This is a genomic window from Pseudaminobacter salicylatoxidans (assembly GCF_003148475.1).
Classification (GTDB): domain Bacteria; phylum Pseudomonadota; class Alphaproteobacteria; order Rhizobiales; family Rhizobiaceae; genus Pseudaminobacter; species Pseudaminobacter salicylatoxidans.
Genome location: NZ_QGGG01000007.1, coordinates 221,543 through 232,367, shown reverse-complemented (window position 1 = coordinate 232,367; position 10,825 = coordinate 221,543). Strand labels below are relative to the sequence as shown.

The following is a 10,825-nucleotide window of genomic DNA, read 5'->3' as shown; positions in this document are numbered from 1 at the left end:
GTGCTTCCGACACACCGCCAGCCCGGCCGCCGCCGCCCTCCACGCTCATCCGGTTCATGACCCGTGTTCCCGCGAGGGCGATGCCGAGGATTATGCGGCAGCCGCACAGGCGGGGGATCAACGGGCTGGCGATTATTTTTGAAAGATGTTTCGCCTCAATATGTTGCGGCAAAAATGGTGCGGGAATTCATCCCCTTTTTTTCCCCTCCGGCCTCGCGTCAGGCAGGCAGCATGAGCCCGGACAGCCTTCTTTATCGAAAGGTCTATCGAGCGATGCGCAAATAGAGGAGCTAAATCGCCTTATGCGGCAGGCGCGCCTGCCGAGGGGGAGACCTTGTTGCGGGGCTGCTGCAGCCCCGCTTATCAACTTTGCCGTATCGCCCGCGCATTCGACGCAGCGGCACGAACACCGGGTGCCTCAGATCGGCACCACCCTGCCCTCGGAAAGCGTCACGCGCCGGTCCATCCGGCCGGCCAGTTCGTGGTTGTGGGTGGCGATCAGCGCCGCAAGCCCGGACTGGCGCACCAGCGCGGAAAGCGCGTCGAACACATAGCCGGCGGTGACGGGGTCGAGATTGCCGGTCGGCTCGTCGGCCAGGAGCACCAGCGGCGCGTTGGCCACGGCGCGCGCAATCGCCACGCGCTGCTGTTCGCCGCCGGATAGCTCGGCGGGACGGTGGTGGCCGCGCTTGCCGATCTGCATGTAGTCGAGAAGCTGGGCGGCCCGCGCCTTCGCCTCGACCGGCGCCAGACCCCGCACCAGCTGCGGCATCATGATGTTCTCGATCGCCGAGAATTCGGGCAGCAGATGGTGGAACTGGTAGACGAAGCCGATGTCGTTGCGGCGAATGGCCGTGCGCTCATCGTCGGAAAGGCGTCCGCACGCGCGGCCGCCGAGGATCACGTCGCCCGCGTCGGGCTTTTCCAGCAGGCCGGCGGTGTGCAGCAGCGTGGACTTGCCGGCGCCGGAAGGCGCGATCAGCGCCACCATCTCGCCGCGCCGCAGCATAAACTCCGCACCATTGAGAATGGTGAGCTTGCGCGGCCCCTGTATGTAGTGCCGCTCCACGCCCTTCAATTGCAGGATAGGTTCGCCAGCCATCATTCGTACCGCAACGCTTCGACCGGATCCAGCTTGGCCGCCCGCCATGCCGGGAACAACGTCGCCAGGAAGGACAACACCAGAGCCATGATGATGACGCTGAGTGTTTCGCCGAAATCCATCTTCGCCGGAAGCCGGCTGAGGAAATAGAGCTCTGGATTGAAAAGCACCGTGCCGGTGATCCACGAGAAGAACTGGCGGATCGACTCCACGTTCAGGCACACCACGATGCCCAGGACGACGCCGGCAAGGGTGCCGGTGACGCCGATGGCTGCCCCCGTCATCATGAATATGCGCATGATGGCGCCGCGCGTGGCGCCCATCGTGCGCAATATGGCGATGTCCCTGCCCTTGTCCTTCACCAGCATCACCAGACCCGAAATGATGTTGAGCGCCGCCACCAGCACGATCAGCGTCAGGATCATGAACATGACGTTGCGCTCCACCTGCAGCGCGGAGAAGAAAGTTTCGTTGCGCTGCCGCCAGTCGCTGATGAAGACCGGGCGCTGCGCCGCCTCCTCCACGCGCGGTTTCAACGTATCGACCGCATCGGGATTGTCGACGAAGACCTCGATGGTCTGCGCACGGTTCTCCATATTGAAATAGAGCTGCGCTTCCGGCAGCGGCATGTAGACGATGGAAGAGTCATATTCCGACATGCCCACCTCGAAGATGGCCACGATCGGATAGCCCTTCATGCGCGGCGTGGTGCCCATCGGCGTCACGTCGCCATCCGGCGAGGTAAGCGTGATGATGTCGCCGAGCGCGAGGCCGAGATTCTCGGCCATGCGCGTGCCGATCGCCACACCGCCGCTGTCGTCGAAGCCGGTCAGCGAGCCCTGCTTGATATTGTTGGCCACCAGCGGGACCTTGGCGAGGTCCTGTCCGCGAACGCCGCGCACCAGCGCGCCGGTGCCAGCGCCGACCTCCCCTTGCGCCAGCACCTGGCCGTCGATCAGCGGAATGGCGTATCTCACGCCCGGCACCCCATTGATGCGCGCGGTGACGGCGTCATAGTCCTCCAGCGGCGTATCCACCGGCTGCACGATCAGATGGCCGTTGATGCCGAGGATGCGTGTGAGCAATTCGGCACGAAAGCCGTTCATCACCGCCATCACGATGATGAGCGTGGCAACGCCCAGCATGATGCCGATGAAGGAAATCGAAGCGATCACCGAAATGACCGCTTCCTTGCGGCGCGCGCGCAGGTAGCGCCAGGCCACCATGCGCTCGAAAACGGAGAATGGACCGGCGCCAGCCGGTTTGGCCGCCGCCTTCGCCATCAGGCCTTACCGAAGCGGGCGATGGCCGCCGGGATCGAGAGCGTCTCGCGCTCGCCGGTGCGGCGGTTCTTGATCTCGACCTCGCCGGCGGCAACGCCGCGCGGGCCGACGATGATCTGCCACGGCAGGCCGATCAGGTCCGCGGTGGCGAACTTACCGCCGGAGCGCTGGTCGGTGTCGTCATAGAGCACTTCCACGCCGGCTGCTTCGAGCGCGGCATAGATTTCCTCCGACACGCGGTCGCACTCGGCATCGCCCACCTTCATGTTGATGACGCCGGCCTGGAAGGGCGCAACCGCTTCCGGCCAGATGATGCCGTTCTCGTCATGGCTGGCCTCGATGATCGCCGCGATCAGGCGCGACGGGCCGATGCCGTAGGAGCCCATCGAAACGTAATGGTCCTTGCCGTCCGGGCCCGCCACCTTGGCCTCCATGGGCTTCGAATATTTTTCGCCGAAGTGGAAGATGTGGCCGACCTCGATGCCGCGCGCCGAGAGCTGGTCGCCGGCGGGAACGGCATTCCAGGCCGCCTCGTCATGCATCTCGTCGGTGGCCGCGTAGGGCGTCGTCCACTCCTTGACGATGCTGGCGACTTCGCCGTCATTGGAGAAGTCGGTGTCCTCGCCGGGAACCGGCAGGCTCAGGAATTCGCGTGCGCAATAGACCTGGCTTTCGCCGGTCTCGGCCAGGATGATGAATTCGTGGCTGAGGTCGCCGCCAATCGGGCCGGTGTCGGCGCGCATCGGGATGGCTTGCAGGCCCATGCGCGTGAAGGTGCGCAGATAGGACACGAACATGCGGTTGTAGGCCGCCCGCGCGCCCTCGTAGTCGATGTCGAAGGAATAGGCGTCCTTCATCAGGAACTCGCGCGAGCGCATGACGCCGAAACGCGGCCGCCGCTCGTCGCGGAACTTCCACTGGATATGGTAGAGGTTGAGCGGCAGGTCCTTGTAGGTCTTCACGTAGGAACGGAAGATCTCCGTGACCATTTCCTCATTGGTCGGGCCGAACAGCATGTCGCGCTTGTTGCGGTCCTTGATGCGCAGCATCTCGTCGCCATAGTCGTCATAGCGACCGCTCTCGCGCCACAGATCGGCCGACTGGATCGTCGGCATGAGGATTTCCAGCGCGCCCGCCCGGTTCTGCTCCTCGCGGATGATCCGGCAGACCTTGTCCAGAACGCGCTTGCCCAATGGCAGCCAGGAGAAGCTTCCCGCCGCCTGCTGGCGGATCATGCCGGCCCGCAGCATCAGCCGATGCGAGACGATTTCGGCCTCGCGCGGGTTCTCTTTCAGGATGGGCAGGAAATAGCGCGACAGACGCATGTGAAATTCCATCAAAGAACTAGAAGAGCCGGAATCGGAATCGGCACCGGTGCAGAAGTTGCCTGCCCGCGCTTCATAGCCATTTCAAGGCAGCTTGGAAACCCGACCACATGCCGCAATCGGCCAGAAATGCCTCGCCAGGCGAGAACAGGCAGCAGGCGGAATGGCGGATATGCCCGGGCCGGATGCGGAAGCTGCATGTTTATTGTGCAGCGCAGCACATATTGCTGGCTCAACTTGAAAAAATGTCGTGACAATTCGGCGCAGCTTGGTCTAGTGTGCTGCGATAATCGAGAGGGCAGAGTAAACAATCTGCTCTCCTACGCGGTCAAAGTCTTGGGAGGATGCGATCTAGGCGCGATTATCCGCAGCCGCCGGTGACGGAAAGCAGATCGGACGCGTTCAATTGCAAGGCCTCGTGCCTTGCATTTTTTTTGCGCAAAGCTCTGGGCCATCTCCCCCTTCGGGAATCTCCGTAATCTCTCTAGCGCATTTATTATACTAAATCACTAGAATTTATTACTTAATCTGGCGCAATTTCAACGCGTTTCCGGGCGCGGGGGCGCTTGCGGCGCGCCACGACGGAAACCATGGACGCTGCGGGGCACGCCCGACAGCGTTGCGATGCGCTGAAAAAAACCTGCCGGTTGCCGGCCTGCCTCAGTCGCCCTGCGGGATATATTGCGGAAAATCGTCGAAGCTGAACCCGATCACGCGGGTCAGGAGATAGAAGGCCCCATAGACGACGAACGCCAGGATCGTGGTGATGATGACGGCGCGCAGCATATGCGGTCCGCGCGGCGCGCTCGGCTCGGTGCCAAGCGTCACGGCGTTGTCCTCATCCTGCGTCTTCAGGCCGATGGGCAGCGCAATGAACAGAACCGTCCACCAGATGACGAAATAGACAGCGATTGCCGAAATCCAGCCAGTCATGAGCTTACACCTGTTCCAGTTCGACCAGCGTGCCGAAGAAATCCTTCGGATGCAAGAACAGCACCGGCTTGCCATGCGCGCCGATCCTGGGGTTTCCATCGCCCAGCACCCGCGCGCCCGAGGCCTTCAGCCGGTCGCGCGCGGCGATGATGTCGTCCACCTCGTAGCAGATATGGTGCATGCCCCCGGCCGGGTTCTTTTCGAGAAAAGCGGCGATCGGAGAGCCCTCGCCCAGCGGCTCGAGCAATTCGATCTTGGTGTTGCCGGTGTCGATGAACAGCACGGTCACGCCATGTTCGGGCAGAGCCTGCGGCTCGCCCAGCGTCGCACCCAGCGCATCGCGATAGACTGCGCTTGCCGCCGCGAGGTCCGGAACGGCGATGGCGACATGATTGAGGCGACCGAGCATGGCAATTTCCGGTGAATGGTGAATGGTGAATGGTGAATGGTGAATGGTGAATGGTGAATGGTGAATGGTGAATGGATCGGCGCATTGCACCTGTGTCAACCGGGACAAGGCCGGACGTTCCGCCGCGTCCCATTCATCATTTACCATTCACCGGTCACAAATTCACCTCGTAACGAACACGGTCACGAGCGGCTTCTTGCCCCAGGCTTCGTTGGCGGCGGCGCGCACCGCGCGCCGCACGGCCTCCTGCACGAGGTCGAGGTCTTTTCGGCGTGCGCGGGGTATGCTGTCGACCGCGCCGATTGCCGCATCCAGCATCAGCTCTTCCAGATCCTCGCCGCGCGCGTCGGTGCGGGCGACGCCGATGGCGACGATGTCGGGGTCGCCGGCGAGTTCATGGCGCTCATCCAGCACCACATTCACCGCGACATGGCCGACATAGGAAAGCTTGCGCCGCTCGCGCAGGCCCACCGCCTCTTCGTCGCCGGTCAGCTTGCCGTCCTTGAAGATGCGGCCGAACGGCACCTGGTCGACGATCTCGGCGGCTCCGGGCGCGAGCCTCAGCATGTCGCCGTCGCGGATCTGCGCGACTTCCGGCACGCCGGAGGCCGCGGCAAGCGCGCCATGCGCCACCAGATGCGCGGCCTCGCCATGCACCGGCACCGCGATGCGCGGCCGCACCCAGTCATACATGCGGCGCAGCTCGCTGCGGCGCGGATGGCCGGACACATGCACCAGCGCATCGCCATCCTCGATGATCTTCATGCCCTGGTCGATCAGAAGGTTCTTGATCTCCAGAATGGCCTTTTCGTTGCCGGGAATGGTGCGCGAGGAATAAACCACGATGTCGCCCGGCGACAGCGCGACCGTCTTCATCTCATCGCGCGCCAGCTTGGCAAGTGCCGCCCGCGGCTCGCCCTGGCTGCCGGTGCAGATGATGACGAGGTTTTCGCGCGGAATGTAGCCATAGTCATCCTCGGAGATGAATTCCGGCAGCCCGTCCAGATAACCAAGCTCCCTTGCCACATCGATGACCCGCTTCAGCGAGCGCCCAAGCACCAGCACCTGCCGGCCGGTGTCGCGCGCGGCTTCCGCGATGGAGCGGATGCGCCCGACATTGGAGGAGAAGGTGGTGACGGCGACGCGGCCCGGCGCCTTCTCGATCACCTCGCGCAGTCCCTCCCCGACATCCTGCTCGGACGGAGATTCGCCATCGCGCAATGCGTTGGTGGAATCGCAGACCAGCGCCAGAACGCCCCGCTCGCCCAGTTCGCGGAAGCGGGCTTCGTTGGTCCTGGGACCAATCGCCGGCGCGGGATCGATCTTCCAGTCGCCGGTATGGATCACCGTGCCGAGCGGCGACGAGATCGCCAGCGAGACCGGTTCGGGGATGGAGTGCGTGACGGCCAGCGCCTCGATGCTGAACGGCCCGACGGTAAAGGTTTCGCCGGCGCGGTAGATCGTCACCGGCACCTTCGTGCCGCCCCCTTCGGCCTGACGCTTGGCTTCCAGCAGCCCGGTCGCGAAAGGCGTCATCCACACGGGGGCCTTCAGTTTCGGCCACAGGTCGAGCAGCGCGCCGTAGTGATCCTCATGGGCGTGGGTGATGACGATGCCGCGCACATTGTGCAATTCGCTCTCGATGAAGCGCGTGTCGGGCAGCACCAGATCGACACCCGGCATGGAAGGATCGGGGAACGTCACCCCGACATCGATGATGACCCATTCGCGATTGTCCACCGACCCGTAGCCGTAGAGCGCGAAATTCATGCCGATCTCGCCCACGCCGCCGAGCGGCACGAAAACGAGTTCAGCTTCCCTGGATTTCGCCATGTTCATTCCTTCTCGATTCTGTCACCGGCGTCCCGATAGCCGCATCGGACGTCCGTCCAGAGCAAGATCCCGAAAAGCGGAAACCGGTTCTCAGGAAGGATCATGCTCAAACAAATAGATAGAGTCCGGCGACGATTCGACGAAACGTCATCAGGCTCTAGGCGGTATGCGCCGAGGCGACGACCCCGAAATGCACGTCACCGGCGGCTATTTTCAAAAGCGCGCCGCTGTCGTCGCGAATGACGAAGCGGCAATCCTCGTCAATGGTTTCAAACACGCCCCGCACCACATCGCCATCGACGCGGACGGCAACCTCGCCGCCGAGCCCGGCCGCGCGCGACAGCCACCGCTGGCGGATAAGGTCCAGCCCCCGGCCTTCGTTCCAGAGGCGCATGTTCTCGCTCCAGGCGTCGGAAAGCGCCAGGAACAATGTTTCAGCGTCGCAATTCGCACCCAGTGCCTTGAGCGAGGTCGCGGGATAGGGAACATCCTGCGGATACGCCACGACATTCACGCCGATGCCGATGGCGAGCGCGAAGCGATTTGCGTCCAGCATGGAGGATTCGAGCAGGATGCCGGCCATCTTGGCGCCGTTGGCCAGCACGTCGTTCGGCCACTTCAGCTCGAAGCGATTGCCCCGCCTGTCGCCCGCGCCATCGGCGGCCATTGCGGTGCGTCCCGGCACGATCGCCTCCAGCGCATCGCCAAGCGCAAGCCCCGCAACGAAGCCGAGCGTGGCGGCGGTTTTCAGGTCGCGGTCGATGATCAGCAGCAGCGTGGAGGCAAGATTGCCTTCGGGCGAGGCCCATGCACGGCCGCGCCGGCCGCGCCCGCTCTCCTGCTTCCGCGAGACGACCCAGAGCTTGCCTGGGTCGCCTTCGCGCGCGCGATCGAGCGCGAGGGCGTTGGTCGATCCGACGCTGTCATGCGCCTCCAGCCGGAAGCCCTCGGCCGTCGCTGTCGGAGCGAGCTGGAAGCCCATGCCCGTCAGAAGAACGTCTTGGCCGCGGCTTCCGCGATATGGCCCACCGGACCCGCGAACAGCACATAGAACAGGATGAACGCACCCGACGCGCCAAGCACGAGACGCAGTTCGCCGGCCATCGGCAGGAACCCGCCCACCGGCTCGTCGAACCACATGATCTTGATGATGCGCAGATAGTAGTAGGCGCCCACCACCGAAGCCAGAACGCCGATCACCGCAAGCGTGTAGAGGTTGGCGTTGATGGCGGCGAGGAACACATACCACTTGGCCCAGAAGCCCGCGAGCGGCGGAATGCCGGCCAAAGAGAACATCAGGATGGTGAGGATGGTCGCCATCACCGGATTGGTGGTCGCCAGTCCCGCCAGATCGCCGATCTCCTCGACATTGCCGTCCTTGCGGCGCATGGCCAGGATGAAAGCGAAGGTGCCGAGCGTCATCACCAGATAGATCAGCATATAGATGATGACACCGCGAACGCCGGCTTCCGTGTTGGCCGCAAGGCCGACCAGCGCGAAGCCGACATGGCCGATCGACGAATAGGCCATCAGGCGCTTGAAGTTCTTCTGGCCGATAGCCGCGAACGAGCCCAGCACCATGGAAGCGATGGAGACGAACACGATGATCTGCTGCCAGTCGGGCGCAATGCCTTCGAAGGCGCCCATGGTGACACGCACCATCAACGCCATCGCCGCCATCTTCGGGGAGGAGGCGAAGAAGGTCGTCACCGGTGTCGGCGCGCCCTCATAGACGTCCGGCGTCCACATATGGAACGGCACGGCCGAGATCTTGAAGGCCACGCCGGCCAGGACGAACACCAGGCCGAAGACCAGGCCAAGCTCGCGCTCGCCACTGGAAACCGCTGCCGCGATCTGCTCGAATCCGACATGGCCGGTATAGCCGTAGACCAGGGTGATGCCGTAGAGCAGCATGCCCGACGACAGCGAGCCGAGGACGAAATATTTCAGGCCGGCCTCGGTCGAACGCACGTTCTCGCGGTTGAAGGCGGCCACGACATAGAGCGCCAGCGACTGCAGCTCCAGCCCCATATAGAGGGAGATCATGCTGTTGGCGGAGATGATGATCATCATGCCGACCGTGGCCAGCAGGATCAGCACCGGATATTCGAACTTGTCGAATTTTTCCGCCTTGGCGAAGCCGACAGAGACGATCAGCGTCACCACCGAGCCGATGAGCGTCAGCACCTTCATGATCTTGGCGAAGGGATCGGCAACCAGCGCGCCGTTGAACGCCTTGCCTTCCCCGCCGAACAGCATCAGCCAGGCACCCGCCGCGATCAGCACCGCCACGGCAAGGCCGGTGACGGTGTTGTTGGCGCGCTCACCCGAATAGACGCCGATCATCAGCAGCGCCAGCGCGCCGACGACGATGATCAGTTCCGGCAGGATCAGCGAGAGGCTCGAGTAAAGTTCCGGCGTCATGTTCTACCCTCAGTTCGCAGCCACGGCCTGCGCGGCGTCGAGCGATGCGGTGATGTTGTTGATCAGCGACTGCACCGAGGCGGCGGTCACGTCGAAGACCGGAGCCGGATAGACGCCGAAGAAGATGGTCAGCACGATCAGTGGATAGAGGATCGTCTTCTCACGGGCCGAAAGGTCGAGCAGCCCCTTCAGGCTGTCCTTGGTCAGCGCGCCGAAGATGATCTTGCGATAGAGCCACAGCGCATAGCTGGCCGACAGGATGACGCCCGTGGCGGCAAACAGCGCGACCCAGGTGTTGACCTTGAACACGCCGATCAGCGTCAGGAACTCGCCGACGAAACCGCTGGTGCCCGGCAGGCCGACATTGGCCATGGTGAAGATGAGGAACGCCACCGCATATTTCGGCATGTTGTTGACCAGGCCGCCATAGGCCGTGATCTCGCGGGTGTGCATGCGGTCGTAGATCACGCCCACGCATAGGAACAGCGCGCCCGAGACCAGGCCGTGCGACAGCATCTGGAACAGAGAGCCCTGGATGCCCTGCGCGTTCATGGCGAAGATGCCCATGGTCACGTAGCCCATATGGGCGACCGACGAATAGGCGATCAGCTTCTTCATGTCCTCCTGCATCAGCGCCACCAGCGAGGTGTAGACGATGGCGATGACCGACAGCGCAAAGACCAGCGGCTGGAAATAGAGCGAGGCTTCCGGGAACATCGGCAGCGAGAAGCGCAGGAAGCCGTAACCGCCCATCTTCAGCAGGATCGCCGCCAGGATGACGGAACCGGCCGTCGGCGCCTCGACGTGCGCATCGGGCAGCCAGGTGTGCACCGGCCACATCGGCATCTTCACCGCGAAGGACGCGAAGAAGGCAAGCCATAGCCATGTCTGCATGTTGCCGGGGAAGGAGTGCGCCAGCAGCGTCGGGATGTCGGTGGTGCCGGCTTCCCAATACATCGCCATGATTGCGAGCAGCATCAGCACCGAGCCGAGCAGCGTGTAGAGGAAGAACTTGAACGAGGCATAGACGCGCCGCTTGCCGCCCCAGACGCCGATGATGATGAACATCGGGATCAGGCCGCCTTCGAAGAAGACGTAGAACAGCACAAGGTCGAGCGCGCAGAACACGCCGATCATCAGGGTTTCGAGGATCAGGAAGGCGATCATATACGCCTTCACCCGCGTCTGGATGGATTCCCAGCTCGCCAGGATGCTGATCGGCATCAGGAAGGTCGTCAGGATGACGAACAGCATCGAGATGCCGTCGACGCCCATGTGATAGGAGACGCCGCCGCCGAGCCACTCGGCCTGCTCCACCATCTGGAAGCCAGGGTTGGAATTGTCGAACCCGACCCAGATGAAGATGGACAGGATGAAGGTGAAGACGGTCGTCAGCAGCGCGACGTTACGGATGTTGCGGCGCGCGGCCTCGCTGTCGTCCCGGATCAGAAGGATCAGGAACGTGCCGACCAGCGGCAGGAAGGTGACCGTAGAAAGAATGGGCCAATCGGTCATG

General features: G+C 63.2%; 9 protein-coding genes. All 9 read right to left on the bottom strand.

Annotation, left to right across the window (positions count from 1 at the left end):
- Window positions 1–418: 418 nt before the first annotated feature.
- Window positions 419–1,105, bottom strand: coding sequence for an ABC transporter ATP-binding protein (locus C7441_RS12120; protein ID WP_425326580.1), 687 nt, complete (start codon window positions 1,103–1,105; stop codon window positions 419–421).
- Entirely contained in the window at window positions 1,102–2,385 is a 1,284-nt protein-coding gene (locus tag C7441_RS12115; protein WP_109613078.1) for a lipoprotein-releasing ABC transporter permease subunit, read from the bottom strand. Before C7441_RS12115 ends, C7441_RS12120 begins: the two co-directional genes overlap by 4 nt.
- On the bottom strand, window positions 2,385–3,710 hold the full coding sequence (gene proS, locus C7441_RS12110; protein WP_109613077.1) for a proline--tRNA ligase: 1,326 nt from the start codon (window positions 3,708–3,710) through the stop codon (window positions 2,385–2,387). The genes C7441_RS12115 and proS overlap by 1 nt, the downstream gene beginning before the upstream one ends.
- A gap of 660 nt (window positions 3,711–4,370) precedes the next feature.
- On the bottom strand, window positions 4,371–4,643 hold the full coding sequence (locus C7441_RS12105) for a DUF1467 family protein (protein ID WP_019173909.1): 273 nt from the start codon (window positions 4,641–4,643) through the stop codon (window positions 4,371–4,373).
- A gap of 4 nt (window positions 4,644–4,647) precedes the next feature.
- Window positions 4,648–5,052: a methylmalonyl-CoA epimerase gene (gene mce / locus C7441_RS12100; RefSeq protein WP_109613076.1), complete on the bottom strand. Its 405-nt coding sequence runs from the start codon at window positions 5,050–5,052 to the stop codon at window positions 4,648–4,650.
- A 162-nt stretch (window positions 5,053–5,214) separates the two neighbouring features.
- Window positions 5,215–6,885, bottom strand: a complete 1,671-nt coding sequence (locus tag C7441_RS12095; RefSeq protein ID WP_109613095.1) for a ribonuclease J — start codon at window positions 6,883–6,885, stop codon at window positions 5,215–5,217.
- Between the two features lie 157 nt (window positions 6,886–7,042).
- Window positions 7,043–7,867, bottom strand: a complete 825-nt coding sequence (locus C7441_RS12090; RefSeq protein WP_109613075.1) for a biotin--[acetyl-CoA-carboxylase] ligase — start codon at window positions 7,865–7,867, stop codon at window positions 7,043–7,045.
- A 5-nt stretch (window positions 7,868–7,872) separates the two neighbouring features.
- On the bottom strand, window positions 7,873–9,309 hold the full coding sequence (gene nuoN, locus C7441_RS12085; RefSeq protein WP_109613074.1) for an NADH-quinone oxidoreductase subunit NuoN: 1,437 nt from the start codon (window positions 9,307–9,309) through the stop codon (window positions 7,873–7,875).
- 9 nt (window positions 9,310–9,318) lie between these two features.
- On the bottom strand, window positions 9,319–10,824 hold the full coding sequence (locus tag C7441_RS12080) for an NADH-quinone oxidoreductase subunit M (RefSeq protein ID WP_109613073.1): 1,506 nt from the start codon (window positions 10,822–10,824) through the stop codon (window positions 9,319–9,321).
- Between the last annotated feature and the right edge of the window lies 1 nt (window position 10,825).

Coding starts and splice junctions, on each gene's coding strand:
- nuoN (WP_109613074.1), bottom strand. CDS start 9,309: ATGACGCCGGAACTTTACTCGAGCCTCTCGCTGATCCTGCCGGAACTG.
- C7441_RS12095 (WP_109613095.1), bottom strand. CDS start 6,885: ATGGCGAAATCCAGGGAAGCTGAACTCGTTTTCGTGCCGCTCGGCGGC.
- C7441_RS12115 (WP_109613078.1), bottom strand. CDS start 2,385: ATGGCGAAGGCGGCGGCCAAACCGGCTGGCGCCGGTCCATTCTCCGTT.
- C7441_RS12120 (WP_425326580.1), bottom strand. CDS start 1,105: ATGATGGCTGGCGAACCTATCCTGCAATTGAAGGGCGTGGAGCGGCAC.
- proS (WP_109613077.1), bottom strand. CDS start 3,710: ATGCGTCTGTCGCGCTATTTCCTGCCCATCCTGAAAGAGAACCCGCGC.
- C7441_RS12080 (WP_109613073.1), bottom strand. CDS start 10,824: ATGACCGATTGGCCCATTCTTTCTACGGTCACCTTCCTGCCGCTGGTC.
- C7441_RS12105 (WP_019173909.1), bottom strand. CDS start 4,643: ATGACTGGCTGGATTTCGGCAATCGCTGTCTATTTCGTCATCTGGTGG.
- C7441_RS12090 (WP_109613075.1), bottom strand. CDS start 7,867: ATGGGCTTCCAGCTCGCTCCGACAGCGACGGCCGAGGGCTTCCGGCTG.
- mce (WP_109613076.1), bottom strand. CDS start 5,052: ATGCTCGGTCGCCTCAATCATGTCGCCATCGCCGTTCCGGACCTCGCG.